Genomic DNA, 25,126 nt, shown 5'->3' with positions numbered 1-25,126 from the left:
ACAGTACGCCCCGTACCCGGCACATGGCGTATGCAGCGGCCACCGCCGGGACGCATATCCCGTGTCAACGATAGGAGCCTCATCATGTCAAAAATCCGAACCGCCACCGTCCTCCCTATCCTCGCTGTCGTCCTGGTCGTGCCGAGCGTCGCTCAGGCGAACTCGGAATGGCATTTCACCGGCGGCGAGGTGGGTTACACCTCTTTCCCCGATCACGTGACGAGCACCAAGACGCGTGCTGAAGTGTTGCGTGAGCTCGAGCAGGCCAAGGCGGACGGAAGCTATTTCTACCTGCAGCGAGGCGTGCCCGTTCCATCACGCGATACCGGCCCGGGTAAAACGCGCGAGCAAGTGCTCAAGGAGCTGGTGAACATATCGCCCGAGGAGCGGGCGCGCATGGACGAACTCTACGTCGGGCAATGATCGCGGCGGTGTGAGCACGGAGCCCCTGGTCCCTCGGGGCGGGCGGTCATGCGTCGCAACGATGACGGGCAACAAGATGTTGGCAACGCTATTTTTCATTTCCGTTCGTACCGCTACAATCCGTCCCCATGCGCCGCTGGTTCGCGATTCTCTTCCTGCTGTTTCTGCCAATCCAACTCAGTTGGGCGGCTGTGAGTGCGTATTGCGAGCATGAAGCCGGTGCTGCGGCGGACCATCTCGGCCACCATGAGCATAAACATCAGGGCGAGGTCGACGACGAGTCCTGGCCCAAGGGCGGCGGAGTCGATGTCGACTGCAGTTTCTGCCATGCGGCCAGTTGCACCGCGTTGCCGAGCGGCACGGGATTGCCGACCCTCGACCTCGCGATTGCGACGATCCGCGGGGGAGCCCAAGTGTGGCTCCTTGCCGGGCATTTCTCGGAACCAGAGCGCCCCAAGTGGCGACAGCCCGCCTGATCGGCAGGGCGGTCGCATCCATTCTCATTCCGGCAGTTTCACCGTTCTGAACGGTGTTGCCGCGCGCCCATTGCGATCGAGCTGATCGCGCCCTGCCGATTTTCCGTGTGTCTTGTCATCAACGGAGAATTGGATGTTTCGAAGAATTGGCATCAACTGGCTGCCGGGCCTGCTGCTCGGACTCGCGGCCAGCGGGGCGTGGGCGCAAGCCGCGTCCCCTGCATCGCCTGTCGTAACGACGCTCAGGCAGGCGTTCGACGCCGCGTGGGCGCGTCAGCCCGAGGCGCAGTCGCTCGACATGCGCCGGGCGGCTGCGCTGGCGCGACGCGTGAGCGTCGACCGCTGGTCGGCCGAGCCGCCGGCGCTCGAAGTGTCGGGCAAGACCGACCAACTCCACCGCAACGACGGCAGCCGCGAATACGAGATCGGCCTCGCTGTGCCGCTGTGGTTGCCCGGCGAACGCGCATCGACCGCAGCCCTTGCCGATGCCGAAGTGCGTGCGAGTACGAGCCGCACGCTTGCGGCACAACTGCGCACGGCCGCCGGGGTGCGGGCCGCGTACTGGGATTGGCAGCGTGCGCGGGTCGACGTCCTGGTCGCCCGCGAGCGGCTTGCCAGTGCTCGCGAACTCGCAGCGGATGTGTCGAAACGGGTTCGGGCCGGCGAACTCGCACGCGCCGACCAGCATCAGGCGGACGGAGCGCTGGCGACCGCCGAAGCGTCGCTCGCCGAAGCCAGCGGCGCGCTCGCGGGTGCGGAACAGCAGTTGCGCGCCCTGACAGGCATGACACCAGCGCTTGCCGCGGAAGGACTTTCCGTGGCCGAAGCCGAACCCGCCCCCGCCGCCCCCCCTGTCGCCCTGGGGGCGGGGCATCCGGCCATCGCCGAGCTGCGCGATCGGGCGGAGCTGGCACAGCGCAGCATGACTCTCGCCGGGATTCAGGGGCGCGCCAATCCCGAGCTGAACCTGGCGACGACGCGTGAGCGCGGTGCATCCGGCGAATCCTGGCAACAGACGGTGACGATCGGCGTACGCATTCCCTTCGGATCCGACTCCCGCAACCGCGCCCGTGTTGCCAGCGCCAGCGCCGAGGCGATCGAAGCCGAAACCCAGCTGAGGCTGGAACGCGAACGCCTGACGGCCGAAGTGGATACGGCGCGCGTCCGCGTCGAATCGGCGCGCACCCTGGTCGCCTCCGCCGAACAGCGCGCGCAGTTGGCCCGCGAGTCGCGCGGCTTCTTCCAGAAGGCGTTCCGCCTCGGCGAAACCGATCTACCGACCCGCCTGCGCATCGAACTCGAAGCCACGGAAGCCGAGCGCCAGGTGGCGCGCACCCGCATCGAACTGGCCGCGGCCGTGTCCGCGCTGCGGCAGGCCATGGGCCTTCTTCCCGAATGAACACCAGGAACCCGAACATGAAAGCTTCCCTTACCCTGGCGGCGTGGAGCCTTGCCGCCGTCCTTGCGGGTGTCACGCCCCAGGCCCTGGCCGGTGAAGGCCACGACCACGGCGACGCCCCGGCACCCGTGGCCGGGCCGATGCTGCCGCGATTCACCGCCGTTTCGGAGCTCTTTGAGCTGGTCGGCGTGGTCGACGGCAAGCACATCACGCTCTATCTCGACCGCTTCGCTGACAACAGCCCGGTCAAGGACGCAACGCTGGAGCTGCAACTCGACGGCAAGGCGATTTCCGTCGAGCCCCATGCCGAGGGCGAATTCGAAGCCACGCTGCAGGAAGCACTCAAGCCGGGGGTCGTCTCCGTGACCGCCACCGTCGTTGCCGGACAAGACGCGGACCTTCTTGCGGGCGAGCTGGATCTGCACGAACAAGCCGCCGAGGTGCACGACGAATCGGCCGGGCCAGGCTTGCAATCTTACGCAGGATGGCTCGGCGCCGGCGTTCTCGTGATCGGACTGGTCGGCTGGGCCGCGCTGCGCAAGGGAAACGCCCGCAACCGTTCGGCCGGAGGTGTCGCATGAAACCGGGAATCCTGCTGGTCATGCTGTGCCTCGTTACGGCAAGTGCATCGTGGAACGCATTCGCTGGCGACGGGCACGATCACGGCGACGAAGGCTCCGCGCCCGTCGGCGGCAACGGTCCGCGACGCTTGCCCGACGGCAGCGTATTCCTGCCCAAGCCGGCACAACGGCAGATCGGCGTGCGCACGCTGGTCACGGAAGCGGGGGAGCTGCCCCGCACCGTGGCGCTCGCCGGCAAAGTGGTGATGGACCCCAACGCGGGCGGAAAAGTGCAGGCGCTGGTCGCCGGCCGCCTCGAAGCCGGGCCGCGCGGCTTGCCCGGAGTCGGGCAGACCGTGAAGAAGGGCGAGGTGCTGGCGTATGTCGTGCCGTCGGCGGGGCAGATCGAACGCTCGAACCAGATGGCGCAGCTCGCCGAGTTGCAGGCCGCCAAAGTGCTCGCGGAGAAGCGCGTGGCGCGGCTGAAGGAGCTCGCCGACACGGTGCCGCGCAAGGAGATCGAAGCGGCCGAGAGCGAACTCACGAGTCTCGCGGCCCGCGCGACGGCGGTGGGTGCGGGGCTCAGCAATCGCGATGCGCTCGTGGCGCCCGTCGCGGGCGTCATCGCGTCGAGCAACGCCGTCGCCGGTCAGGTCGTCGATGCGCGCGAACTGGTGTTTGAAATCGTCGATCCGAAGCGCCTGCGCGTCGAGGCGCTGGCCTACGATGCCGACACCGCCATCGATGTGGCCGGCGCGAGCGTTGCGGTGGGCGAGCAACGAGTGAGGCTCGACTTCCTCGGCGCGGCGCGCAGTCTGCGCGAGCAGGCGCTGCCGCTCGCTTTCGGTGCCGCGGGCGATTCCCTGGCGCGTTTCGCTGTCGGGCAACCGGTCGAGGTGTTCGTGCAGACGCGCAGCACGCTGCAGGGCGTGAGCGTCCCTGCAGGATCGGTGCTGAAGAACCCGGCGAACCAGATCATCGTGTGGGTCAAGACCGCGCCGGAACGCTTCGAGCCGCGCACCGTCACCATCGCCCCGCTCGATGGGGCGAACGTCGCCGTGACGTCGGGCCTCGCGGCCGGGGAGCGTGTCGCCACGAACGCGGCAACCCTGATCAACCAGATCCGCTGACGGGGAGCCTGACCGATGTTCAAATGGCTACTCGACAACAGTCTGGGCAACCGGCTGCTGGTGATCATCGCCAGCCTGGTGCTGATGGCCTACGGCGCGTTCACGCTCACACGCACGCCCGTGGACGTGTTCCCGGACCTCAACAAGCCGACGGTCACGATCATGACCGAATCCGGCGGCATGGCGGCGGAGGAGGTCGAACAGCTCATCACCTTCCCGCTCGAAACGACAATGAACGGGCTACCCGGGGTGGAGTCGGTGCGCTCCATCTCCAGCGCGGGGCTGTCCTTCGTCTATGTGACCTTCGAGTGGAGCACGGAGATTTTCCGCGCCCGGCAGATGGTGTCGGAGCGCCTGTCGGCGATGGAGGAAGGCCTGCCGGCGGACGTGATTCCGCGCATGGGGCCGATTAGCTCCGTGATGGGCGAGATCATGCAGATCGCGATCCCGATCGATACCGCTAAGATCTCGCCGATGCAGGTGCGCGAATACGCTGACTGGGTGCTGCGTCCGCGTCTCATGGCCATCCCCGGTATTGCGCAGGTCATCCCGATCGGCGGAGAAGTGCGGCAGTTCCAGGTGCAGCCAGATACGCGGCGCATGGCGGAACTCGGCATTTCGCTGGAACAGATGGAAGCGGCGATCCGCGGCTTTTCGTCGAACACCTCGGGCGGCTTCCTCGAACTCACCGGGCGTGAATACCTGATCCGCAACCTCGGACGCACCTCGAGCCTGGAGGATCTGAAGAATCTCGCGATCACGGCACGCGACGGTCAGCCGATCCTGCTGCGCCAGATTGCCTCCGTGACGTTCGCACCGGCGCTGCGCCGCGGCGATGCGGGTTTCGAGGGCAAACCGGCAGTCATTCTCGGTATCCAGAAGCAGCCGACCGCGGACACCATTCACCTCACCCGCTCGATCGAGGCCGCGCTCGACGAGATGAAGAAATCGCTGCCCGCCGGCATGGAAGCGCCGCAGGTTACGTTCCGGCAGGCGAGCTTCATCGAGGCCTCGATCGGCACGCTGCAGGGCAAGCTGATTGGCGCCTCGGTGTTCGTCGCGGCGATCCTGTTCTTCTTCCTCGGCACGCTGCGCCCGACGGTGATCGCGCTCACCGCGATCCCGGTGTCGATCTTCATGACGGCGCTGGTGTTCAAGTATTTCGGTCTGTCGATCAACACGATGACGCTCGGGGGGCTGGCGATTGCGATCGGCGGCCTGGTCGACGACGCGGTGGTGGGCGTCGAGAACGTGTTGCGCCGGCTGAAGGAGGATCGCGCGAAGCATCATGACCATCGCCTGCACCCGATCGAACTCGTGGCTCATGCAACGATGGAGGTGCGCTCGGCCATCCTCTACGCGACGATCATCATCGTGCTGGTGTTCCTGCCGTTGTTCGCGCTGCCCGGGATGGAGGGGCGGCTGTTCGTGCCGCTCGGCGTGGCATTCATCGTCTCGACGTTGGCATCGCTGGTCGTTTCGGTAACGGTGACCCCGGTCCTGTCCTTCTATCTGCTGCCGCGCATGAAGTCCCTCGACCATGGCGACACGCGCGTACTTGCCTGGCTCAAGGCGCGCTATCGCAACGGTCTGCAGGCCGTCCTCGAGCGGCCCAGGGCGGCCGTGTTCGCCGGCACAGTCGCGGTGATCGTCGCGGCCGCCGCCGTGCCCTTCTTTCCGACCACGTTTCTGCCGCCCTTCAACGAAGGCACCCTGCTGATCGGCATGCGGCTCAACCCGGGGGTGACGCTCGCCGAGTCCACCGCGCTTGCGCAACAGGCGGAGGTGCTGGTGAAACAGGTGCCGGAGGTCACGCACGTTGGTCGTCGCAGCGGACGTGCGGAACTCGATGAACATGCTGAAGGCGTGCACGTCAGCGAGCTCGATGTCGGGCTCAAGCCGGCGTCAGAACTCACCCGTTCGATGGGGGAGATCGCCGCCGACATCCGCGCCCGGCTCGTGAACCTGCCCGCTGCGATCGCGATCGGCCAGCCGATCTCACACCGCATCGACCACATGCTCTCGGGCGTGCGTTCGCAGATCGCGATCAAGATCTTCGGCGAGGATCTCGACACGCTGCGGGGGCAGGCCGATGCGCTGCGGGCGCGGCTGGCCGGCATCCCCGGACTCGCGGATCTGGAAATCGAGAAGCAAGTGCTCGCGCCGCAGATCAAGGTGCGCATCGACTATGCCGCAGCGGCCCGCTATGGCGTGCCGGCACCGCAGATCCTGGCCGCGCTGCAGAACCTCGTCGAGGGCGAGAAAGTCACCCAGATCGTCGAAGGTGGAAGGCGTTTCGCGCTGGTCGTGCGCCTGCCCGAATCGGCGCGTTCGGTCGAGGGGCTCGCGCAGATCCTCATCGAAACGCCCACCGGCCACGTCCCGTTGTCGAAACTCGCGTCGATCGAGGATGGTGACGGGCCGAACCAGGTCAGCCGCGACGACGGCAAGCGCCGCATCGTGCTGTCGGCCAATGCGCAGCAACGCCCGCTCTCGGAAATCGTCGAGGACATCCGCGCGGCGGTGGCCGACATGAAACTGCCCGAAGGCTACTTCATCACGCTCGGTGGGCAGTTCCAGGCACAGGAAGAAGCGTCGCGTCTCGTGGGGCTGCTGTCGATCGTGTCGCTCGTGCTGATGTTCGTCGTGCTCTACAGCCGCTACAAGTCGGTGCGTCTCTCGGCGCTGATCATGGCCAACATTCCGCTCGCGCTGGTGGGCGCAGTGATCGGCCTGTGGATCTCCGGCCAGCCCTTGTCGGTCGCGGCGCTCATCGGCTTCATCACGCTCGCCGGCATCTCGGTGCGTAATGGAATCCTGAAGGTCAGCCACTACATCAATCTGATGCGCATCGAAGGCGAGAGCTTCGATCACCAGATGATCCTGCGCGGCTCGCTGGAACGGCTATCGCCGGTGCTGATGACGGCGCTGGTGACGGCCTTTGCGCTGGCACCGCTGCTGTTCGAGGCCGAACGCCCGGGTACCGAGATCCTGCACCCGGTCGCGGTGGTGATCTTCTCGGGGCTCATCAGCTCGACGCTCCTCGATACCTTCCTCACCCCGGCGATGTTCTGGCTTTTCGGCCGCCGCGACGTCGAGCGCCTGCTCAACGACCGCAATGCCGAAGCGTTCTGACGCTGATCCGCTTACACAATCGAATCCTGAAAGGAGAAAACATGAAACTCTCGAAGCTCATCACGCTTGCCGCCCTGGTGGCCGTCGGTCCTGCCTTCGCGGCGGACAAGCACGACCACGCGCACGAACATGAGTCCATGCACGGCGGCCTGGTGGTCGAGGTCAAGGATGTCGACCTCGAACTCGTCGCCAAGCCGGACGTCATCCAGCTGCACCTGCGCGATCACGGCAAACCGGTTGATGTGACCAACGGCAGCGCCAAGCTCACGCTCCTGTCCGGCACCGACAAACAGGAAGTCGAACTCAAGCCTGCCGGCGACCGGTTGGAGTCCAAGGGAAGCTTCAAGGTGGGCGCCGGCACCAAGTTGGTGGCCGTCGTCACGCTGCCGGGCAAGCCCTCCACCACGGCGCGCTTCACGCTGAAGTGACGTCGTCCGCTTGCCCGCAGCACGTCGCTGCGGGCGGCCAACTCATGTAACCCAGAGGTGACCCAATGAAAACTCTTGTGGCAGGAATGGTTGCCGTTGCCGTCGGTGGACTGGGCGGCTGTGCGAGCCCCACCGTGTTCGAAGGGAAATACGCGCAGGACGATGGGTGGCGCAAAGGAACTGTTGTCGAAATCGGTCCGGCGAATAGCTTGAAGCGGCCTTCGTTCTATGACTGCAGGGCCGAGGCGTCCGACGCGGAAGGCGACAAGCCGTACGTGATGGTTGCGTTTCTGCGCAATGGCCACCCGTACGCGCGCGCCGCAAAGTTGCCTGCCGATGCGCAATTGCAGGTCGGTGACAAGGTGTATGTGAACTTCAAGGACTGCAACGCACCGATCCCGAAGCGCAGCTCATCAACATCTGACGAGAAGGACTTCAATTGATGCGCCTGTCGCGCGGGACGCCAGGGATTGTTGCGACGGATCAACGCCCCAAGGGTCCGGGTTCGCCTCGTCAGGACCAAGACGATGCATGACGACGTCCATCACGAAGCCTGGCGCGATCGAGTGGCCCCGGAACTGCTCGACGCGGTTCGCCAGGGCAAGATCCCGGAAGTGCTGAGATGGCTGGAGGACGGACTTCCCGCCGATTGGCAAGATACCGAGGGGTGCAGCTTGATCTTCCTGGCGGCATATCACCGTCGGTGGGCCGTTATTGACGGCCTGTTGGCGCACGGCGCATCAGTCGACCTGCCCGATCGTCGGGGATGGACGCCGCTCTTCTGGGCCGCTTTCAACGGCCATGCGGACATCGTTTCATTCCTGATCGGCCGTGGCGCCAATCCAGACGTGCGGAACGAGGACGGGGAGTGGCCCTTGTTCTGGGCCGTCTACAAGGGGCACACAGCAGTTGTCCGGCATCTCCTGATCGGCGGTGCGAAGCGGAACCAAATCGATGCGGACGGACACGACGAGCTCTGGCTCGCAAAAAATTTGGGCCGACAGGACATCGTTGCCATCTTGGAGGGGCCTCGAGGCCCGCGCCCAAACCGTGCCCTGCGTGGGACTTCGGACGAGGGCATTTGATTCGGCCTCTCCACCCTTGCTCGCCAGCCGCGCGGGGCCGGGAACAGCGGACCTCTAGGCAAGATCCTGGCAACAGACCCGGAACTGACCGCATTCCCGGTGCAGTTGTACCGAAAATCTCGTTCTTGCCCCAGAACGTGGCCAACAGGCGTGATAATCCGCGATTATCCCGTGTCGTAATATGCATTTTCATACGCGTACGATCATTGACAATAGTATGTACAGGCGTACCATGTAATACAGTACGTAAAAATCAGGGGTGTCGCGATGGCCAGAAGCGGGATCTACAAGTCCGAGGTGGTGCGGGCACGTGACGCGTTGCGCGCGCAGGGGCGACACCCATCGATCGACGCCATTCGGGTCGAACTCGGCAATACCGGCTCAAAGGCAACGATTCACCGCTACTTAAAGGAGATCGAAGAGGAAGAGGGCGGAACCGGCGGCACACAGGTTGCCGTGAGCGAGGCAATCCAGGACCTCGTCGGCAGGCTGGCCGGCCGCTTGCACGAAGAGGCCGATGCCCGGATCGCGGAGGCAAAAACCCGCTATACCGGCGAAATTGCCCAACTCAAGGACGCGCTCCGGCAGCAGCGCCAAGAGGGTGAAGCACTCAAGACCCAGTTGCAGCATACCGAATCCCTGTTGAGCGAGGAGAGTGACCGTCATCGCCAGACGGCACTCACGCTGCAACAGGAGACCGTGCAGCGCGCGCAGGCCGCGCAACAGGTTGCCGATCTGCAGTCACAACTGGCGCAAGGCGAACAGCACCGGCAATCACTGGAGGACAAACACCGTCACGCCCGCGAAGCCCTGGACCATTTTCGGCAGGCGGCCAAGGAACAGCGCGATCAGGAGCAGCGCCAGCATGAGCAGCAGACCCAGCACCTGCAGGCCGAACTGAGGCAACTGAATCAGACGCTCGGAACCAAACAGGATCAACTGACCGGGATCAGCCGGGACAACGCCCGCCTGGCGGCCGAGTTGTCGCAGGCCCATGCGCAGCTTCACCAGACTCAGACGGAGGCGCGATCGCTCCGAGACGAATTGTCGGTGGCCAAGGAAACCGGGCAACGCGTCGAGGCGCTGGGCCAACGCCTGGCGGAGCGGGAACTGCAGATCGAGGATCTGCTGCGCGGCAAGAGTGTGGTCGAAGCTACGCTCGCCGAACAGGCCGAACGTCGTCAAGCCCTGGAAATCGAGCTTGGGGCCGCCCGGGCGTCCTTATCCATACAGGAAAAAGTGATTGCGGACATGCATGCACAGCTTCTACGTCATGGCAGCCGCCGGAAACAAAGCGGCAAACAGGACCACGTCGCGGGAGTCGGCGAGAAAGCCGCAACGCCCACCGCACCATAATTAAACATTTAAAACATACGCTTACAGCTCGAAAGTCCTAATATTGGCTTCATCCCGGCGCCGCAGGAGCCAAAATCTTTTGTTGCAAAACAACGGTTTGCGGCGGATATGTACAGTTTTTCCCTTCATCCCGGTCATACCCCAAATTGGGTGCCGCTGGCGCACTCGAGCAGGCGGAACACTTGATCGTCGCCGAGAGGGGCGCGGTCGCTGCGCAGGGAGGTGACTGCATCAAAGAAATCTGCCACTGCGGTGATGCGGGCGCTCAACGGGGTGTTGGTGCCGAGGCGGCCCGCCGGGTAGCCGCTGCCGTCCCATTTTTCATGGTGATTGAGGACGATTTCGACGGCGAGCTCGTGCACGGGGGAACCCGCGTTGCCCAGAAGGCGGACACCGAGCAGGGGGTGGTCGCGCATGATGCGCCACTCGTCCGGACTCAGGCGGCCGGGTTTGAGCAGAATCGAATCGGGGATCCCCAGCTTGCCCAGGTCGTGCAGCGGTGCGGCATCGAAGAGCATGTCGCAGCGCTTTTCGGGCAGGCCCATGGCGTGTGCGAGGAGGGCCGACAGCGCGCCCACGCGCAGGCAGTGCTCGGGCGTGCCACCGTCCTTGAGCGCAGCGAGGAGGATCAGCCGGCGCAAGGCCTGGTGCTGCGCATCCGCGATCGCAGCCTGGGCGCGATCGCGTTCGGCAGCCACATCCTGCAGCTCCTGCGCCATGCGGAACATCTGCTGGTAAGTCTTGCCCGGATCGGCGTTGCCAGACGGCGCGGCGGTTTCAGGCGGCAGCGTGTCATCGCCCAGCGTGATCGCGGGGGAAAACTGCAGGGAGGGCGGGTGGGGCTGGGAGACTGGGGGCATGTGCATGGGCGGTGTGCGAGGCCGGAGTTTCTCGCCACGCCGAATATAGCCCATGGTCGATGGCGGAACTTCCGGGCGCGTGCCCCGGGTGTGCGCTTTTTCACACTGAAAGACAAGGAGTGGAAATCCTGCGCCCGGGGTCCCGAGCCGGCTTGCGCATGGGTTTGCTGCAAGCATCGAGCGCGATGCAGGTGTCTCGACGGAATGGCGGTGGCGTGGTAAGTAGCGTGCAGCCTTGTCGGCCATTTGCCTGCGCGCGGGATTCTGTCGCCATTCAGGGAAGTGGGGTTCAAATCGGTGCCAGAGAGAGTTTCTTGATGTCGTCCATGCCTTCCGTTGTCGAATACCACATCCGCCCTTCCAATCTGGGGGCGCATTTGTTCGCAGTGAACTGCACGGTAAGGACGCTTGATGCGTCCGGCCAGGTGTTCCGCCTGCCGGCATGGATTCCGGGCAGCTACATGATCCGTGAGTTCGCGCGCAACATTGTCAGCCTCCGTGCCGAGGCCGGCGGCAAGCCGTGCGCGGTGGAAAAAATCGATAAGCACAGCTGGAAGGTGGCGGCGCTGCCTTCGGGAACGAGCCTGACCCTGCATTACGAGGTCTATGCCTGGGATCTGTCGGTACGTTCTGCCCACCTCGATGCCACGCATGGTTTTTTCAACGGCAGCAGCGTGTTCCTTGCCCCCGATGGGTGTGCCGCCTTGCCCTGCACGGTGGTGATCGAGGCTCCCGAGGGGGCGCAATACCGTAGCTGGAAGCTCGCGACCGCGCTGCCTCCGGCACGGCCGGGCGGGGCGCGGGAGTTCGGGTTCGGGCGCTTTCGTGCGGCCGACTACGAGGAGCTGATCGACCATCCGGTCGAAATGGGGTGTTTCTCGAACGTGAGCTTCGATGCCGGTGGCGTGCGTCACGACCTTGTCCTCAGCGGCCGCCACGATTGCGACCTCGACCGGCTGGGGGCCGACCTGGCGCGCATCTGTGCCTGCCAGATCGAACTGTTCGGCGCTCCCGCGCCGGTGTCGCGCTATGTGTTTCTGGTCATGGTGGTGGGCGAGGGCTATGGCGGTCTGGAGCATCGCGCATCGACCGCGCTGATCTGCAGCCGTGCCGACTTGCCGTGGACGGGGATGGAAGGGCTCTCCGATGGCTACAAGGGTTTTCTCGGCCTGTGCAGCCACGAGTATTTCCACACCTGGAACGTCAAGCGCATCAAGCCGGCCGCGTTTACCCCCTACGAGCTCGGGCGTGAGAACTACACCCGGCTGTTGTGGGCGTTCGAAGGCTTCACCTCCTATTACGATGACCTGGTGCTGGTACGCAGCGGCGTGATCGGGGTCGAAGACTATCTCGAACTGCTCGGCAAGACGGTGTCGACCGTGATGCGCGGCAGCGGCCGCCTGCGCCAGAGCGTGGCCGAATCGTCTTTCGATGCCTGGATCAAGTACTACCGTCAGGACGAGAACGCGCCCAATGCCATCGTCAGCTATTACGCCAAGGGAGCGCTGATCGCGCTTGCCCTCGACCTGCAACTGCGCGCCGGCAGTGCAGGGCGCTGCAGCCTGGATGCGGTGATGCGCCTGCTGTGGACCCGGCATGGGCGAAGCGGTGTGGGGGTGGCCGAGGACGGGATCTTCGCCGCGGTACGCGAAGCCGGCGGGCCCCGGCTCGGTTCCCGCCTGGCGCGCTGGCTGGAGGCTGCGGTGGAGGGGACCGGGGATCTACCGTTGCCGCGACTGTTAAGGGATTTCGGCCTTGTGCTCGAGGCCGCGCCGGCAGGCAAGGCCCCCTGGTTGGGCCTGAAACTGGCGGCGGGAGAGGCCGAAGCGAAAGTCGCCAACGTATTCGACGGAGGGCCGGCGCAGGCGGCGGGCATTGCTGCCGGGGATGTGCTGCTGGCACTGGATGGGCTGAAGCTGAGCGCGAAAGGGCTGGACGGGCTGTTGGCGCGGCGCAGGGCGGGCGAACGGGTGGCGATTCACCTGTTCCGGCGTGACGAGCTGATGCAGTTCGAGCTCGTATTGGCGCCCGCCCCGACGGACAAATACAGCCTCAAGCTCGCTCCGCGGGCCGGCGCGGCGGCGCGGGCGCTGCGCGAGGGTTGGCTGGGACGGGCCTGAGCCTGTTGCTCGAGTCAGTTCCTGGCCGCGGTTGCCGGCAACAGCCGGGGGCGCCAGTAGCGCCAGGCGAGGAAGCCGGACAGGCCCGCCATGATCAGCCAGAACCCGACTCCCTGCCAGAAGGCGATCGGGTCGGTGGCGAGAAGATAGTCACGCGGCGGGCGTACGAAGTGGATGCGACCGCTTGCCAGGGCCTGGCCGGCGATGCCGGCTGCGGTTAGAGCGGGAGCGAACCAGACCAGCAGGCCGAGCGCGACGATGAGGCGATCGAGCCGGGGTGAGGGCCGGCGGCGCGGGCGGTAGACGCTGTCCACCCCGAACCATACGGCGAGCAGGAAGCCGACTGCTGCCGCCAGCGGGCCGAGTGCCATCGCCGCGCCGAGCAGGGTTGCTGCCGCCATGAAGGGCGCGCCTTCCATCGTGGCGACGGCGGGCCAGATTGTGCCGAGCCGGGAAAACAGCAGCCAGCAGGCCGGCAGGGTGAGCAGCGCGACGAGCAGATTGAAGAGGGCACGGCGGCGGGCACGATCTCCCGCCAAGGGAGCGGCGCTGTGGAGGACAGGGGCGGACATGGGTTCAGTGATCAGTGGTCCTTGCGGATCAGGCCGACCATGATGCCTTCGATGACCAGTGCCGTGTGCCGGGTGTCGACCACGATCGGGGCGTAATCGGGATTGGCAGGCAGCAGCTCGACGACGCTGCCCTTGCGCTGCAGGGTCTTGACGGTGACGTCGTCGTCCACGCGGGCGACCACGACCTGGCCGTTGCGTGCCTCGCTGCTGCGATGCACGGCGATCAGGTCGCCGTCCAGAATGCCCGCATCGCGCATGCTCATGCCGCGCACGCGCAGCAGATAGTCGGCCCTGGGCGAGAACAGGGCCGGATCGAGCTGATAGCGGGCCTCGACGTGTTCGGCGGCGAGAATCGGGCTGCCGGCAGCAACCCGGCCGACCAGCGGCAGGCCGAGTCCGTCGGCGAGGCGGATGCCGCGCGCACGGCCTTCCTCGAGCAGGATCGCGCCCTTGGCGACGAGCGCCCGCAGATGGGTTTCTGCGGCGTTGGGCGAGCGAAAGCCGAATGCGGTGCACACTTCGGCGCGGGTCGGAGGTCGGCCCTCGGATTCGACGCTGCTGCGGATGAAGTCGAGGATTTCCTGCTGGCGGGGAGTGAGGGTTTCGTTGCGGCTGCTCATCGGGCCTCCATGATCCAGCTGTAATTTTAAACAGCTTTCCTGGCGGAGCAAGGGAAATCCGCCCCGGGCTCGTTGCCAGGGCGGGGAGAGGGGCCGGGTGCTGCACCGCAGCCGTCGATGCACAGCGTCCGTTGATGCACTGCGTCTTGAGCCTTGCCGCAATCTGGGCTATTGCTTCAGCACGGTGTCGGCAGATGGCACCGGCGCGTCGACAAGCACAGGGAGATACGCCGTCATGCACCCTCCGCTCCGCCCCCCTCCCACGGCCCGTTCCGGTAGTGTTCGCCGGGGCTCTCGGCTAGAATCCCACCCACATCAGGGAGACATCATGCTGAAGAGCGGAGACATCGCCCCCGCTTTTTCATTGCCGGATGCAGACATGGAAACGTTCGATCTTGCATCGACCGCCGGTAAGCACCATGTGGTTCTCTATTTCTACCCTCGTGACAAGACGCCGGGCTGCACCCTTCAGGCTGCCGATTTCAGCGATCATGAAGACGAATTCACCCGCTACGACTGCATCGTGGTCGGAGTGAGCCCGGACGACTGTCTTACCCACGCCGAGTTCCGCGACGATGAAGGCCTGTCGATCCGGCTGCTGTCGGATGCCGATACCGAGGTGTGCCGGCTGTACAAGGTATGGCAGGAGCGGGAAGTCGACGGAGTGAAGAAAATGGGTGTGCGGCGGTCGACCTTCATCATCGACAAGCAGGGCAGGATTCGCCACGCACTCTACGATGTGACGCCCCGCGGTCATGCAGCTGCGGTTTTCGAACTGGTCAAGGAACTGGAATCACAGAATGGAAAACGAAATCGTCAAGAATAGCGTCGTGACGCTGCAATACACCGTGCGCGACCCGGACGGAGCCGTGATCGATGACGGCGCGCATCCGCTGGTGTATCTGCACGGTGGTTACGACGGTATCTTCCCGATGCTGGAAGAAGCCCTCCACGGCAAGAAGGTCGGCGACACGCTTCAGGTGAAGCTGCAGCCCGACGATGCCTTCGGCGAGTACGACGAGGAACTGATCATGGTCGAGGACGCCAAGCTGTTCCCGGACAACATCGAAATCGGCATGAGCTTCGAGCGTGTTTCCGATGATGGCGAGGAAGACCAGGTCTATCGCATCACCGAAATCGCCGAGGGCAAGGTCGTGGTCGACGGTAATCACCCGCTCGCCGGCGTGGCCCTGATGTTCGACATCACCGTTGCCGAAGTCCGCCCGGCGACTGCCGAGGAAATCACCCACGGCCATGTGCACGGCCCTGGCGGTCATCACCACTGAGCACTGCAAGGGCCGCGTGTGCGGCCCTTTTTGCGCCCGGATGCATGTTTTCGCCGAGGTCTCGCGATGCCCGGCGGCGGCCACCGGGCGCGCAGCGCATCGTACTGACCCGGCTTTTCGGCAAAGGCATGAACGCTTCTTCTTCCCCACCCCTTGCCCCTCCCTCTGTCGAGCCCCTTGCAGCGGCGTCGTCGGCTGTGCCGTTGCTGCAGGTTTCCGACCTTGCCGTGGTGATCGGGCGGGAGGGGGGCGAGATCCGTCCGGTCGATGGGGTGAGCTTCGAGATCCATGCGGGTGAGACTTTTGCCCTGCTCGGCGAGTCCGGCTGCGGCAAGTCGATGACCGCGCTTGCGCTGACCCGACTGCTGCCCGACGCCGGTCGCGTCGCCGGCGGCGCGGTCCGGCTGGAGGGGGAGGATCTGCTGGCGCTGCCCGAGTCGGCGATGCGCCGCGTGCGCGGCGGGCAGATCGGCATGATCTTCCAGGAGCCGGCCACCAGCCTGAACCCGGTGATGACGGTGGGAGCGCAGATCGCCGAGGCGCTGTCCTGCCATGGCGTGCACGGTGCGGCGCTCGATGACGACGCCTGCCGCCTGCTCGAGGCGGTCGGCATTTCCGCTCCCGAACGTCGGCTGCAGGATTTCCCCTTCCAGTTTTCCGGAGGAATGAAACAGCGCGTGATGATCGCGATGGCGCTGGCCGGCCAGCCGCGGCTGCTGATCGCCGATGAGCCGACAACCGCGCTCGATGTCACCATCCAGGCCCAGGTGCTCGATCTGCTCGCCACCATCCAGCGCGAGCGGGGGATGGGGATATTGCTGATTTCCCATGATCTCGGGGTAGTCGCGCGGATGGCGCACCGGGTCGGGGTGATGTACGCCGGTGAACTGGTCGAAACCGGTAGCCGCGCCCATTTTTTCAGTACGCCGCTGCATCCGTATGCACGCAAGCTGTTTTCCGCCCTTCCCGGCGCGGCGCGGCGTGGCGCCCCGCTGGATGCGCCCGAAGGCAGCGTGCCGGCGCTCGACCGGCGTTTTCACGGTTGCCGCTTCGCCGAGCGCTGCCCGACCGCCTTCGACCGCTGTGACGACGAGGCGCCGCCTTGGCATACGGTGGGGGCACAGGCGGTGCGTTGCCACCTGTATGAAGGCGTCAGCGTGCCGCGCGGCCTCGACACAGCGGTTCCGCCTGTCGCTGTCCCTCGCCCGTACAGCACCCGGCCAGTGCTCCAGGTCAAGGATCTGGTCGTGCATTTTCCGGTGCGCAAAGGCCTGCTCAAGCGCACGGTGGCCCAGGTGAAGGCGGTCGATGGCGTCAGCCTGGATCTGGCCGCAGGGCGCACGCTCGCGCTGGTCGGGGAGTCGGGCTGTGGCAAGACCACCGTGGGCAAGGCGATCCTGAAGCTGATCCCGCCCACCGCCGGCGAGCTTCATCTCGATGGCGAGAACATCACCGCACTGCCGGCTTCGGCCCTGCAGTCGATGCGGCGTACGGTGCAGATGGTTTTCCAGGATCCCTTCGCCTCGCTGAACCCGCGCATGCGGGTTGGCGAGATCATCGAGGAGGGCATGGTGGCGCTCGGCGTCGAGTCCGATGCCCAGGCCCGCCACGCCCGGATCGGCGAACTGCTCGAGCATGTCGGGCTGGCGGCGGACATGCGCTGGCGCTATCCGCACGAGTTCTCCGGCGGCCAGCGCCAGCGGATCGCGGTGGCTCGTGCGCTGGCGGTGTCGCCGCGGGTGATCGTGTGCGATGAACCGACCAGCGCGCTCGATGTTTCGGTGCAGGCCCAGTTGCTCAACCTGATGCGCGATCTGCAGCGCAAACATGGGCTGGCCTATCTGTTCATCACCCACAACCTGGCCGTGGTCGAATATCTGGCCGACGAAGTGGCGGTGATGTATCTCGGCCGGATCGTCGAGGAAGGCCCGGTCGAGCGCGTCCTGAAGGCGCCGCTCCACCCTTACACCCGGGCCCTGCTGGCGGCGGTGCCGCGGCTCGACGGCGAGGTGGCCGCGGCCCGCGGCGGGGAAGGCTGGGCCGGGGGGGGCGATGTGCTGGAGGCGCCTGCCGGTGGGAAGACCCTCGCCGATCTGCCCTCGCCGCTCGCCCCCCCTGCCGGTTGTCATTTCCACCCCCGCTGCCCGCATGCCACCGACGTCTGCCGGATCAGCTATCCGCCGGTCGCCGAGTTCGGCCGGGGGCATCGCGCGCGCTGCCATTGGCCACGGCGAGGAGGCTGATCAGTGCCGGCTGCCGGCTTGGCGCTGTGGTTTTCTGCCGGTTCTGGCCGCAGTGCCGCGGGCTGCGGATCCGGAGGGGGCGAGCTGCGGCTGACGGCTCCGCGCGTCGGTGGATCCGAGCTTCAATCCCGGCTGACGCGCCACCGCCGCGGCGAAAGGCAGCAGCTGGCTGACTTCCAGCGCCCCCTCGGGCTCGACTCCGTCGGGCACGAGCAGCGCATGGCCGGCTCCCGGCTTGCTCGCCGGGGTGAGGCCGTTGAGTTTGCGCAGCTGGGCGAGGCTCAGCCCGTGGCGCACGGCTACGGCGTCCAGGCCCTCGCCAGCGGTCAGTACATGCATGCGCCAGCCCTTGCCGCTGCGGGCCAGTTCGGCCAGCCCTTCCTCGAGTTGTTCGGCGCGGTCGGTGGGGACCACGAAGGTTTGCCCGGGCAGGGTGATCGCCGGCCGGTTGAAGCCCGGGTTGAGCGCGAGGAATTCATCGAGCGGCATTTCCGAGAGCCGGGCGGCGGTTGCCAGGTCCACTCCGACCGGCGCGTCGACGGTGACGAAGTGCAACTCGTTGGCGACGTAGGGGAGCTCGAAATGGAACAGCTCGGGTTCGGCGACGATGTTCTTGATCGCCTGCAGCTTGGGAAGGTAGTTGCGAGTCTCTTCCGGCATGCGCAGGTGGGAGTACTCCTGCGCCAGGCCTTCATCGGCGTTGCGCCGCAGCGCGCGCTGCACTGCCCCTTCACCCCAGTTGTAGGAAGCCAGCGCGAGGTGCCAGTCGCCGTGCATGTCGTAGATGCGTTGCAGGTAGTCGAGGGCGGCCTGGGTCGAGGCGATCACGTCGCGGCGCTCGTCCACCCAGCTGTCCTGGGCGAGGTTGTAGTGCTTGCCGGTCGATGGGATGAACTGCCACAGCCCGGAAGCGTGGGCGGGCGAGTAGGCCATCGGGTTGTAGCTGCTCTCGATCATTGGCAGCAGGGCGATCTCGGTGGGCATGCCGCGACGTTCGAGTTCGTCGACGATGTAATACAGGTAGAGTCCGCCACGGGCGAATACCTGCTTCAGGAATCCGGGACGGTTCAGAAAGAAGGCCTGCTGGTCGATCACCCGCTCGCTGTCCAGATCGGGCATGCCGAAGCCGCGCCGGATGCGGTCCCAGATATCGTTGGCGTCGCGGGTCAGGTCGAGCGTCAATACGCGTTCGGCGACGAAGGATCCGGTGTGCGCGGATGGCGGAGGCGCGGCGGGTTCCGGGGGCGTGACGCCCTCGTCCGGGACGGTGGCGGTCGCGCTCGCCGCGCTGACTGGGGCGGGCGTGGGGAGGGGGCGGTCCTGTGCCCCTGCGCTGCCGGCCGGCTGCAGCAGGGCGGTGCATACGGCCACCCGCAGAGCCGTCCGCAATGCTGCGCGCAGGCCCGGGCGGGAAAGGCGTGCAGGCATCGGAGCCGGCTCAGAAACGGTCTTTCCAGGCCCGCAGGGCGGTCAGGCAGGCGAGGGTATCGGCCGGCCGGGTGCCGGTTTCCCGGGTCAGCGCATCGAGCACCGCCGGCTGCGCACAGCGCAGGAAGGGATTGATGGCCTTCTCCCGGCCGATGGTGCTGGGCAGGGTCGGTTCGCCGCGCGCGCGCAGCGCCTCGCAGTGCAGCGCATAGGCGTCGCGTGCGCCGTTGCCGGGCTCGGCCGCGCGCGCGAAGGCGAGGTTGGACAAGGTGTATTCGTGGGTGCAATACACCCGGGTCTCGTCCGGCAGGGCGGCGAGACGGGCGAGCGAGGCCGCCAGTTGTGCCGGGGTGCCTTCGAACAGGCGACCGCAGCCGGCGGAAAACAGGGTGTCGCCGCAGAACAGCACACCGTTGCTCGGGCCGGTGCCGACGAAGGCGATGTGGCCAGCGGTGTGGCCCGGCACCTCGATCACCCGGAACGCTGCCGCCGGGGTGTCGAGACGGATTTCGCCGCCGTCGCCGAGCGGCCGGTCCACGCCCTCGATATGTTCGGCCGCCGGGCCGTAGACCGGTACCGGGTGGCGGGCGCGCAGGGCGCCGACGCCGCCGACATGATCAGGATGGTGATGGGTGATGAGGATGGCCGACAGGGTCAGCCCATAGCGCGCCAGCGCGTCCTCCACCGGTGCCGCATCGCCCGGGTCGACGACAAGGGCGTGATGGCCGTCATGGAGCAGCCAGATGTAGTTATCGCGAAAGGCGGGAAGGGGGATAATGTTCATACCTGAAACCCAGTAATGGCGCGGGTTCTAGCCTCGATTTGTTTTAGACTGTCTAAAACTCGGACCTTCGGCCTGCGTGATTTTCTTGTCGCGGAGATAACGTTCGGTCATCTTCCGGTCCGTGTGCCCAAGCAGTTTCTGCGGGTCGGCGCCCTGGGCTTCGGCCTCGGTGCCCGACATCGCACGCAGATCGTGCAGCACCACGTCGGGGATGCCGGCCGCCTCGCGCGCCTTCTTGTACTGCTGCCAGATGGTATTGTAAACGGGCGGTTTGGTGCCGAGCAGATACATTCCGGCAACGTTCTTATGCAGCGCCTTGGCGCGCTCCACTGCGGCACGCAGGTCCGGGTTCCAGCGGATCAGTACGCGCGCCTTCGTCTTCTGCTGAACGACGTAGACGCCTTCGTCCCGCAGATCGGCTCGTGCGATCTTGAGCACGTCGCCGATGCGCTGGCCGGTCAGGTAGCACAGGTCGATCACCACGGCCAGCAGCGGCCCGGCCTGGGCCTTGATGGCGTCGAACTCCCATGGCTCGACCCGGCGCTCGCGCTTGGGTTGCTTCACCGTTTTGATGCCGGTGCAGGGGTTGAAGTCGACGATGCAGTCTTCCAGCGCCACGTCGAACACCATCCGCAGTACGGAAAGAGTGCGGTTGCAGATGGTGGCCTGGCCGATCAGATGGCGGCGCAGCGCGGCGACGTCGCTCTGCTTGACCTGGTGCGGGGCGAAATCGGCGAATGCCTCCTGTAGGAAGCGTGCCGTCGTGCGGTACTTCTTGACCGTCGAGGGGGCCTTGTCCTTCAGGATCGAGGGTAGCGCGTCCTCGATGAGCTGCGCCATGCCGCCCATCTTCTGCTTCATCCGGCGGGCGTACTCCTCCATCGCTTCGCTGAAGTCGGCGCCGAGCCGGATCCACTTGCCGTGCTTAACGAGCCAGAACGCTCCGTGCTTCTGGTAGACGCAGCTTGGGAGATGGCGGTCGTTCTTTCTTGGTCGCATGGCAGTCCTCCTTGAATACGACAATAGATCCGTCCGGGCGCTCGCGGAACGGAATTCCGATCGCCTTCAGAACACGCTTCTGCGCACTTGCAATCCGCCTCTCGGTCAGCAGCTCAAGCTCATCTTTCGATAGGATCATCTCGGTTCTCCTGAAATGAACGCAGACGGTCGCAGCATTTTGATCAGGTGCAGCGCCTGGCTGGTGGCGTCGCTCAGCGCATTGTGGTGGGTGCCGATGCGCTCGAAGGGTACGTGCCGCCGCTGCGCCTTGACGGTGCGGTAGCAGCGGTCGTTCCACCAGGCCCACGGTGCGGGCTGGCCGCCGCGCTGGTAGGCGCTGCGCAGGATTACGTTATCGAAGCTGGCGCCGTTGCCCCACACCTCCGCCTCGATCGTCGTCTGGCCCATCCATTCGGCGAACGACGCCAAGGCGACGGCGATGGGCAGGCCGCCGGCACGGGCGATTTCCTGGCGGGCCTCGTCGCCTTGCTGGAGCCACCAGGTGACGGTGCTGGCGTCGATCACGCCGCCGTCTTGCACGGCGGATTCGAGGTCGACGCGGTTGTAGTAGCCGGGGCCCAGCTCGCCGGCCTCAAGGTCGAAGGCGATAGCGCCGATCGCCACGATAGCGGCGTCCGGGCCGTTGCCCATGGTTTCTAGGTCCAGCATCACGTTCGTGTAGATCTTCACGCCCACGCCACTACTCCTTCCAGCAGGTCTCGGGTATTCGGGCAACGGTAGGGGCGGGCTCGGCGCCCGATTCCTTTCCTCCGGCCGCGGCTACGCGGCCGCCGGTCTTTGCCTTTTCCTTGGGTTTTTTCGCCGCGTCAGCGGCCTGGATCTTGGGTTTCCGCAGCGACGGTTGATCGCCCGCCCGCGCAGCCTGGTTAGCGGTGGAAAGCTCCTCGAGGCGTCCGCCGGTGGCCAGGTAGTTCGCGACCCATTCGGGCTTCTTACCCCGGCCGCTCCACGTCAGCTCGGCGTTCGTCGGGTGGCGGTAGGTGACGACCGTCGCCTTGTCCTTGCGCGCGCTGGGGGCAGGTGGTGCAGGCGCCGGCGGTCACCAGGAGAAAGGCGTCGGCGGTCTCGAACGGCGCCTCCTTCAGCTTGAGCATGTAGCGGTTCTGGATGTGACGGGCGGCCTCACGGTAGGGCATAGGGCCGCCGTAGCCCTCGGCGATCTCCTTCAACGCCTGCTGCTGCAGCTTGGCACCCGGGATCCGTGCGACCAGCAGCGCCCGGGAGGCGTCGAGCTTGCCCTCGCGGAAGGCCTGGCGGGCGGCTTCGCAAAGCGCAGTGAGCTTGAGTCGGCCATAGATGTAGGCGCGGCTCTTGCCGACCTTCTCGGCGAGCTGGTCGGCGGTGTAGCCGTAGCTGCGCATCATCAGGTCGTAGCCCTCGGCCTCCTCGAGCTCGTTCACGCCGCGCCGCTGCAAATTCTCGATGATCTGGATCTCGAGCACCTGGCGGGTGTCGAGGTGGCGGACGAGGGCGGGGATGTCTTCCAGCTCGGTGAGCAGGGAGGCGCGGTAGCGGCGCTCGCCGGCGATGATCTCGTACAGCGGGCGTTCGTCGCGGTCGGCCGGGGTGTCGTACTCGTCCGGCCACGTGCGCACGATGATGGGCTCGATCACGCCGTGCTCGCGGATGGTGGTGGCCAGGTCCGTCAGCGCGTCCGGCTCGAAGTGCTTGCGCGGGTTGGTCGGGCTGGGGGCGAGGTGCTCCAGGCGGAGCAGCTGGAAGGGGTTGAGCTGGCTCATGCTGCGTTCTCCGTCAGGCCTTGCTGTTCGGCCTCGTTGACGATCAACTGCGTCTTCACCACGCTGCCGACCTCGTGGAGGTCCATGCGGCGGTAGGCGCGCTTGCACTGGTCGGCGACGGCTTGTGCCTGGGCGACCAGCTCGGGGGGGATGGGCGTGCTGTAGCGCAGGCGGGCAACGATCTTGCGTACCGGGTCGAGGTCGAGCTGCAATCGGTGGCGTGCGTCCAGCCGCTCCCACAGGGCGATCCAGCCCTCGAGTGCGGCGGGGATCTCGTACCACACGCCGTCCTGCGGGTTCAGGAACACCGCCGCGCCCTGGATCTCGTGGATCCAACCCTCGGCCAGGCGCGCGAGCATGGCGTCGACCGGGCCGAAGGCCTTCATCATGTCGACGAAGGTTGGGCGCGCGAAGCAGGCGCGGCGCGGTTTCATGCCGCTACCCGTTCCAAGTACCAGCGCGCCTTCGCCAGATCGACCGCGGCGTCGCCTTTTCTGCCAGCACGGAAGGTGTACTTGATCGCGTTGCCCCGGCAGTAGGCGGCAAAGCCTTCGCCGCCGAGTGCGGCCTCGATGGCCTCGATGCACTCGACCTTGCCCTGGTAGTGCGGCGGGTGATTGACCATGTCGGCGCCGCCGGCATCGAGCTGGCCGCGCAGGTCAATGATCGTCTTCGCCTGCTCGACAAGCTCGTCGTCATGCCGGTCGATCACCTGCGCCGCGGCGCGGGCGATTTCGCTCTCGCTCATGTCGCTCGGGTCGATCTCGCCGCCGATGCGTCCGGCGAGCAACTCGCGGATCACGGCGAGCTCCAGGTGCGCGTCGCGCAGGTCATCCTTCAGCTTGCCGATTGCCATGACGACATCGCCGACGCCATCTTCGCCGAAGACGTCCATCATGGTCTTTTCCCACTCAATGCAGGCCCGCTTGTGCGCCTCGCCGAGGTCGTGGATGGCGCGGATGTGTTCGGCCAGCTCGCCCAGCATGATCTGCCCGCTGTCGCCGATCGCCGCGCGGATGTCGGCGAGCACGCCCAGCAGGTGGAATTCCTTGGCCGGGGCCGCAGGCTGGCTGAAAGCCACGTCGTGGGGGTCGTACTGCAGCGGAGGCGCTGTGGGTTGCTCGGGCGTTGCCGCCGGTTCGTCCTCCGCCACCGCGGCCACCGGTTGCACGGTGGGTTGCGGGGCGGGTTCGGGGCGGACGGCCGCGCCCTCGGCGGAGTGCGATGTGGGCACCGATGCGCGGCTGCCGGTGTTTTTACCCACCTCCGGCTGGGGTTCGGTGGCGGCGAGCCAGTACCACAGCTCGTTCTTGCCCTTTTTCTTGGCGCATTCGATCAGGGCGTCGGTGCGCATCTTGTTCAGCTCGGTGATGACGCGGCTGGGAAAGTCGCGCTCGGTGGTCGACGCGGCGATCTGCTTCAGCGTGGCTTCGTCGTGCGTCTTCAGGAAGGCGACGATCTGCTCGCGCAGCGGCGCGGGTTTCTTGCGGGTGCTCATGCGGTGGGCTCCGGGACGGGTTGGCACAGGGTCAGTTCGGCGGCTGCGAGGCCGGCAAGGAAGATGGCGTCGATCACATGCGTGTCGTCGGCGCCGGGGTGGCGGTCGCGGTAGGCGGCGATCAGTAGCTCCAGGCGCACGGCTTCGGCCGGGGTGATGCACACCGTCACCGGGATGCGCTCGTCGTCGACGGCGTCGGCTAGCAAGGTATTCATACCGGGCGTGGTGGCGGTTTGCTCTTCAGTTGCTGTGCTCATCGTGGTCATGTTTCCTCAGGTGCCTGCATCGGCCCTGCAGGCATGGGCATGTCGGGAGGAGGGCGGGCGCTCATGCGCCGGCGCGCTCGATCAGCGCCATCAGCTCGGGTAACCAGATCAGCGCTGCGGCGAAGGCGAAGAACACCGCACTGCCGATCACTGCGTCGATGATCTCGGCCCGCTCGGCCTCGTCGGCGAAGGGCACCCCCCGCTGCTCGCGGGGGGAGTGGCGCAGAAACTTCAGGTCGCGTTCGCATTGCCGTGCAAGGCGATCGAGCGCGCGTTGGTCTAGGGTTGGGGTCATTGCGCCGCCTCCTTGGGTCCGGTCAGTTCACGGCCGTTCATGCCAGGCGCCGCCTGCATCGTCGCCTCGATGATTGCGTCCATGAGCTTGGCCAGCACGACCGCCTCGGGGTTGAACGTGTCGCCCGGCTGCCACTTCTGCCGGGTGAGCAGATCGGCGGCGGCCTGGGCGGCGTCGAGCAGTTGTGGCGCGGCGGCGATCAGCGACAGGTTGGCGTCGGCCTCCTGGCGCACGGCATGGAGGTCCGAGGCGACAAAGCCCCAGCCGATGTGCTCGGCTTCAAGGATGGTGTGCACCGCGTGCTGGTCGGGGTTTGGGGCAGCCGGGCGCAGGCTGTAGCCGTCCCAGTGCCAGGGGCCGGGGGTGTGAGCGGGCGCGGCGGGGAGTGCAGACGTTTGCATCG

The 25,126-nt window shown here is 66.2% G+C and carries 29 protein-coding genes; 14 read left to right on the top strand and 15 right to left on the bottom strand.

Annotation, left to right across the window (positions count from 1 at the left end; all coding sequences use genetic code 11):
* Positions 1-84: 84 nt before the first annotated feature.
* The 10 genes from Tchl_RS14465 to Tchl_RS14420 all read left to right on the top strand — a co-directional run bounded on the left by Tchl_RS14465 (position 85) and on the right by Tchl_RS14420 (position 9,992).
* Positions 85-423, top strand: coding sequence for a DUF4148 domain-containing protein (locus Tchl_RS14465; protein ID WP_004355844.1), 339 nt, complete (start codon positions 85-87; stop codon positions 421-423).
* Positions 424-551: 128 nt separating this feature from the next.
* On the top strand, positions 552-899 hold the full coding sequence (locus Tchl_RS14460; protein WP_075149026.1) for a hypothetical protein: 348 nt from the start codon (positions 552-554) through the stop codon (positions 897-899).
* Between the two features lie 133 nt (positions 900-1,032).
* Positions 1,033-2,298, top strand: a complete 1,266-nt coding sequence (locus tag Tchl_RS14455; RefSeq protein ID WP_004355838.1) for a TolC family protein — start codon at positions 1,033-1,035, stop codon at positions 2,296-2,298.
* 17 nt (positions 2,299-2,315) lie between these two features.
* Positions 2,316-2,879: a hypothetical protein gene (locus Tchl_RS14450; protein ID WP_004355836.1), complete on the top strand. Its 564-nt coding sequence runs from the start codon at positions 2,316-2,318 to the stop codon at positions 2,877-2,879.
* A complete protein-coding gene (locus Tchl_RS14445; protein WP_004355834.1) occupies positions 2,876-3,988 on the top strand; it encodes an efflux RND transporter periplasmic adaptor subunit in 1,113 nt (370 codons plus the stop codon). Before Tchl_RS14450 ends, Tchl_RS14445 begins: the two co-directional genes overlap by 4 nt.
* 15 nt (positions 3,989-4,003) lie before the next feature.
* Positions 4,004-7,123, top strand: a complete 3,120-nt coding sequence (locus Tchl_RS14440) for an efflux RND transporter permease subunit (protein WP_004355832.1) — start codon at positions 4,004-4,006, stop codon at positions 7,121-7,123.
* A 41-nt stretch (positions 7,124-7,164) separates the two neighbouring features.
* Positions 7,165-7,551 carry a hypothetical protein gene (locus tag Tchl_RS14435; protein WP_004355830.1) on the top strand — a complete coding sequence of 129 codons (387 nt, stop codon included), beginning with the start codon at positions 7,165-7,167 and terminating at the stop codon, positions 7,549-7,551.
* 65 nt (positions 7,552-7,616) lie between these two features.
* The gene (locus tag Tchl_RS14430) at positions 7,617-7,994 is read left to right on the top strand and encodes a hypothetical protein (protein WP_012585353.1); all 378 of its coding nucleotides are present in this window, start codon (positions 7,617-7,619) and stop codon (positions 7,992-7,994) included.
* An 84-nt stretch (positions 7,995-8,078) separates the two neighbouring features.
* The gene (locus Tchl_RS14425; protein WP_004355824.1) at positions 8,079-8,636 is read left to right on the top strand and encodes an ankyrin repeat domain-containing protein; all 558 of its coding nucleotides are present in this window, start codon (positions 8,079-8,081) and stop codon (positions 8,634-8,636) included.
* Between the two features lie 267 nt (positions 8,637-8,903).
* The gene (locus tag Tchl_RS14420; RefSeq protein WP_012585352.1) at positions 8,904-9,992 is read left to right on the top strand and encodes a DNA-binding protein; all 1,089 of its coding nucleotides are present in this window, start codon (positions 8,904-8,906) and stop codon (positions 9,990-9,992) included.
* Between the two features lie 134 nt (positions 9,993-10,126).
* Here the strand turns inward: Tchl_RS14420 and Tchl_RS14415 are convergent, their stop codons facing one another.
* On the bottom strand, positions 10,127-10,852 hold the full coding sequence (locus Tchl_RS14415; RefSeq protein WP_198158958.1) for an HD-GYP domain-containing protein: 726 nt from the start codon (positions 10,850-10,852) through the stop codon (positions 10,127-10,129).
* Between the two features lie 317 nt (positions 10,853-11,169).
* Between Tchl_RS14415 and Tchl_RS14410 the strand changes: the two genes are divergently transcribed.
* Positions 11,170-12,972, top strand: coding sequence for a M61 family metallopeptidase (locus Tchl_RS14410; RefSeq protein WP_075149024.1), 1,803 nt, complete (start codon positions 11,170-11,172; stop codon positions 12,970-12,972).
* A 14-nt stretch (positions 12,973-12,986) separates the two neighbouring features.
* Here the strand turns inward: Tchl_RS14410 and Tchl_RS14405 are convergent, their stop codons facing one another.
* Positions 12,987-13,544 (bottom strand): hypothetical protein, encoded by a 558-nt coding sequence (locus Tchl_RS14405; RefSeq protein WP_075149023.1) that lies wholly within the window; start codon positions 13,542-13,544, stop codon positions 12,987-12,989.
* Positions 13,545-13,555: 11 nt separating this feature from the next.
* Positions 13,556-14,164, bottom strand: a complete 609-nt coding sequence (gene lexA, locus Tchl_RS14400; RefSeq protein WP_075149022.1) for a transcriptional repressor LexA — start codon at positions 14,162-14,164, stop codon at positions 13,556-13,558.
* A gap of 328 nt (positions 14,165-14,492) precedes the next feature.
* On the opposite strand from lexA, the gene Tchl_RS14395 reads away from it, so the two are divergent.
* From Tchl_RS14395 to Tchl_RS14385, 3 genes are all read left to right on the top strand, one after another.
* Positions 14,493-14,990, top strand: a complete 498-nt coding sequence (locus tag Tchl_RS14395; protein ID WP_075149021.1) for a peroxiredoxin — start codon at positions 14,493-14,495, stop codon at positions 14,988-14,990.
* Entirely contained in the window at positions 14,965-15,450 is a 486-nt protein-coding gene (locus Tchl_RS14390) for an FKBP-type peptidyl-prolyl cis-trans isomerase (protein WP_075149020.1), read from the top strand. Before Tchl_RS14395 ends, Tchl_RS14390 begins: the two co-directional genes overlap by 26 nt.
* A 203-nt stretch (positions 15,451-15,653) precedes the next feature.
* A complete protein-coding gene (locus Tchl_RS14385) occupies positions 15,654-17,693 on the top strand; it encodes an ABC transporter ATP-binding protein (protein ID WP_408646109.1) in 2,040 nt (679 codons plus the stop codon).
* Here the strand turns inward: Tchl_RS14385 and Tchl_RS14380 are convergent, their stop codons facing one another.
* The 12 genes from Tchl_RS14380 to Tchl_RS14325 form a co-directional block, all read right to left on the bottom strand.
* Entirely contained in the window at positions 17,694-19,121 is a 1,428-nt protein-coding gene (locus tag Tchl_RS14380; RefSeq protein WP_083945246.1) for a transglycosylase SLT domain-containing protein, read from the bottom strand. It abuts the gene before it with no gap.
* Positions 19,122-19,131: 10 nt separating this feature from the next.
* Positions 19,132-19,905: a hydroxyacylglutathione hydrolase gene (gene gloB / locus Tchl_RS14375; RefSeq protein WP_075149019.1), complete on the bottom strand. Its 774-nt coding sequence runs from the start codon at positions 19,903-19,905 to the stop codon at positions 19,132-19,134.
* A 27-nt stretch (positions 19,906-19,932) separates the two neighbouring features.
* Entirely contained in the window at positions 19,933-20,904 is a 972-nt protein-coding gene (locus Tchl_RS14370) for a tyrosine-type recombinase/integrase (RefSeq protein ID WP_075149018.1), read from the bottom strand.
* Positions 20,831-21,043: a DUF4224 domain-containing protein gene (locus tag Tchl_RS18410; RefSeq protein WP_075149017.1), complete on the bottom strand. Its 213-nt coding sequence runs from the start codon at positions 21,041-21,043 to the stop codon at positions 20,831-20,833. The genes Tchl_RS14370 and Tchl_RS18410 overlap by 74 nt, the downstream gene beginning before the upstream one ends.
* Positions 21,040-21,600 carry a 3'-5' exonuclease gene (locus Tchl_RS14360; RefSeq protein WP_198158957.1) on the bottom strand — a complete coding sequence of 187 codons (561 nt, stop codon included), beginning with the start codon at positions 21,598-21,600 and terminating at the stop codon, positions 21,040-21,042. The genes Tchl_RS18410 and Tchl_RS14360 overlap by 4 nt, the downstream gene beginning before the upstream one ends.
* A 4-nt stretch (positions 21,601-21,604) precedes the next feature.
* Positions 21,605-21,880: an H-NS family nucleoid-associated regulatory protein gene (locus Tchl_RS17610; protein WP_327360405.1), complete on the bottom strand. Its 276-nt coding sequence runs from the start codon at positions 21,878-21,880 to the stop codon at positions 21,605-21,607.
* Positions 21,858-22,664, bottom strand: coding sequence for a ParB/RepB/Spo0J family partition protein (locus Tchl_RS14350; RefSeq protein WP_075149016.1), 807 nt, complete (start codon positions 22,662-22,664; stop codon positions 21,858-21,860). The genes Tchl_RS17610 and Tchl_RS14350 overlap by 23 nt, the downstream gene beginning before the upstream one ends.
* Positions 22,661-23,098 carry a hypothetical protein gene (locus Tchl_RS14345; RefSeq protein WP_075149015.1) on the bottom strand — a complete coding sequence of 146 codons (438 nt, stop codon included), beginning with the start codon at positions 23,096-23,098 and terminating at the stop codon, positions 22,661-22,663. The genes Tchl_RS14350 and Tchl_RS14345 overlap by 4 nt, the downstream gene beginning before the upstream one ends.
* Positions 23,095-24,162: a DUF3310 domain-containing protein gene (locus tag Tchl_RS18020; RefSeq protein ID WP_198158956.1), complete on the bottom strand. Its 1,068-nt coding sequence runs from the start codon at positions 24,160-24,162 to the stop codon at positions 23,095-23,097. Before Tchl_RS18020 ends, Tchl_RS14345 begins: the two co-directional genes overlap by 4 nt.
* A complete protein-coding gene (locus Tchl_RS14335) occupies positions 24,159-24,419 on the bottom strand; it encodes a hypothetical protein (RefSeq protein ID WP_146060801.1) in 261 nt (86 codons plus the stop codon). Before Tchl_RS14335 ends, Tchl_RS18020 begins: the two co-directional genes overlap by 4 nt.
* 70 nt (positions 24,420-24,489) lie before the next feature.
* Positions 24,490-24,723 (bottom strand): hypothetical protein, encoded by a 234-nt coding sequence (locus tag Tchl_RS14330; RefSeq protein WP_075149013.1) that lies wholly within the window; start codon positions 24,721-24,723, stop codon positions 24,490-24,492.
* The gene (locus Tchl_RS14325) at positions 24,720-25,124 is read right to left on the bottom strand and encodes a hypothetical protein (protein WP_075149012.1); all 405 of its coding nucleotides are present in this window, start codon (positions 25,122-25,124) and stop codon (positions 24,720-24,722) included. Before Tchl_RS14325 ends, Tchl_RS14330 begins: the two co-directional genes overlap by 4 nt.
* Between the last annotated feature and the right edge of the window lie 2 nt (positions 25,125-25,126).

This window comes from Thauera chlorobenzoica (assembly GCF_001922305.1).
GTDB classification, from domain to species: Bacteria; Pseudomonadota; Gammaproteobacteria; order Burkholderiales; family Rhodocyclaceae; genus Thauera; species Thauera chlorobenzoica.
This window is presented reverse-complemented; position numbering and strand designations above follow the sequence as displayed.

Excerpts from the sequence above, each read along its gene's own strand:
- Tchl_RS14465 (WP_004355844.1), top strand. The coding sequence starts at position 85 with ATGTCAAAAATCCGAACCGCCACCGTCCTCCCTATCCTCGCTGTCGTC.
- Tchl_RS14460 (WP_075149026.1), top strand. The coding sequence starts at position 552 with ATGCGCCGCTGGTTCGCGATTCTCTTCCTGCTGTTTCTGCCAATCCAA.
- Tchl_RS14455 (WP_004355838.1), top strand. The coding sequence starts at position 1,033 with ATGTTTCGAAGAATTGGCATCAACTGGCTGCCGGGCCTGCTGCTCGGA.
- Tchl_RS14450 (WP_004355836.1), top strand. The coding sequence starts at position 2,316 with ATGAAAGCTTCCCTTACCCTGGCGGCGTGGAGCCTTGCCGCCGTCCTT.
- Tchl_RS14445 (WP_004355834.1), top strand. The coding sequence starts at position 2,876 with ATGAAACCGGGAATCCTGCTGGTCATGCTGTGCCTCGTTACGGCAAGT.
- Tchl_RS14440 (WP_004355832.1), top strand. The coding sequence starts at position 4,004 with ATGTTCAAATGGCTACTCGACAACAGTCTGGGCAACCGGCTGCTGGTG.
- Tchl_RS14435 (WP_004355830.1), top strand. The coding sequence starts at position 7,165 with ATGAAACTCTCGAAGCTCATCACGCTTGCCGCCCTGGTGGCCGTCGGT.
- Tchl_RS14430 (WP_012585353.1), top strand. The coding sequence starts at position 7,617 with ATGAAAACTCTTGTGGCAGGAATGGTTGCCGTTGCCGTCGGTGGACTG.
- Tchl_RS14425 (WP_004355824.1), top strand. The coding sequence starts at position 8,079 with ATGCATGACGACGTCCATCACGAAGCCTGGCGCGATCGAGTGGCCCCG.
- Tchl_RS14420 (WP_012585352.1), top strand. The coding sequence starts at position 8,904 with ATGGCCAGAAGCGGGATCTACAAGTCCGAGGTGGTGCGGGCACGTGAC.
- Tchl_RS14415 (WP_198158958.1), bottom strand. The coding sequence starts at position 10,852 with ATGCCCCCAGTCTCCCAGCCCCACCCGCCCTCCCTGCAGTTTTCCCCC.
- Tchl_RS14410 (WP_075149024.1), top strand. The coding sequence starts at position 11,170 with ATGTCGTCCATGCCTTCCGTTGTCGAATACCACATCCGCCCTTCCAAT.
- Tchl_RS14405 (WP_075149023.1), bottom strand. The coding sequence starts at position 13,544 with ATGTCCGCCCCTGTCCTCCACAGCGCCGCTCCCTTGGCGGGAGATCGT.
- lexA (WP_075149022.1), bottom strand. The coding sequence starts at position 14,164 with ATGAGCAGCCGCAACGAAACCCTCACTCCCCGCCAGCAGGAAATCCTC.
- Tchl_RS14395 (WP_075149021.1), top strand. The coding sequence starts at position 14,493 with ATGCTGAAGAGCGGAGACATCGCCCCCGCTTTTTCATTGCCGGATGCA.
- Tchl_RS14390 (WP_075149020.1), top strand. The coding sequence starts at position 14,965 with ATGGAAAACGAAATCGTCAAGAATAGCGTCGTGACGCTGCAATACACC.
- Tchl_RS14380 (WP_083945246.1), bottom strand. The coding sequence starts at position 19,121 with ATGCCTGCACGCCTTTCCCGCCCGGGCCTGCGCGCAGCATTGCGGACG.
- gloB (WP_075149019.1), bottom strand. The coding sequence starts at position 19,905 with ATGAACATTATCCCCCTTCCCGCCTTTCGCGATAACTACATCTGGCTG.
- Tchl_RS14370 (WP_075149018.1), bottom strand. The coding sequence starts at position 20,904 with ATGCGACCAAGAAAGAACGACCGCCATCTCCCAAGCTGCGTCTACCAG.
- Tchl_RS18410 (WP_075149017.1), bottom strand. The coding sequence starts at position 21,043 with ATGATCCTATCGAAAGATGAGCTTGAGCTGCTGACCGAGAGGCGGATT.
- Tchl_RS14350 (WP_075149016.1), bottom strand. The coding sequence starts at position 22,664 with ATGAGCCAGCTCAACCCCTTCCAGCTGCTCCGCCTGGAGCACCTCGCC.
- Tchl_RS14345 (WP_075149015.1), bottom strand. The coding sequence starts at position 23,098 with ATGAAACCGCGCCGCGCCTGCTTCGCGCGCCCAACCTTCGTCGACATG.
- Tchl_RS18020 (WP_198158956.1), bottom strand. The coding sequence starts at position 24,162 with ATGAGCACCCGCAAGAAACCCGCGCCGCTGCGCGAGCAGATCGTCGCC.
- Tchl_RS14335 (WP_146060801.1), bottom strand. The coding sequence starts at position 24,419 with ATGAGCACAGCAACTGAAGAGCAAACCGCCACCACGCCCGGTATGAAT.
- Tchl_RS14330 (WP_075149013.1), bottom strand. The coding sequence starts at position 24,723 with ATGACCCCAACCCTAGACCAACGCGCGCTCGATCGCCTTGCACGGCAA.
- Tchl_RS14325 (WP_075149012.1), bottom strand. The coding sequence starts at position 25,124 with ATGCAAACGTCTGCACTCCCCGCCGCGCCCGCTCACACCCCCGGCCCC.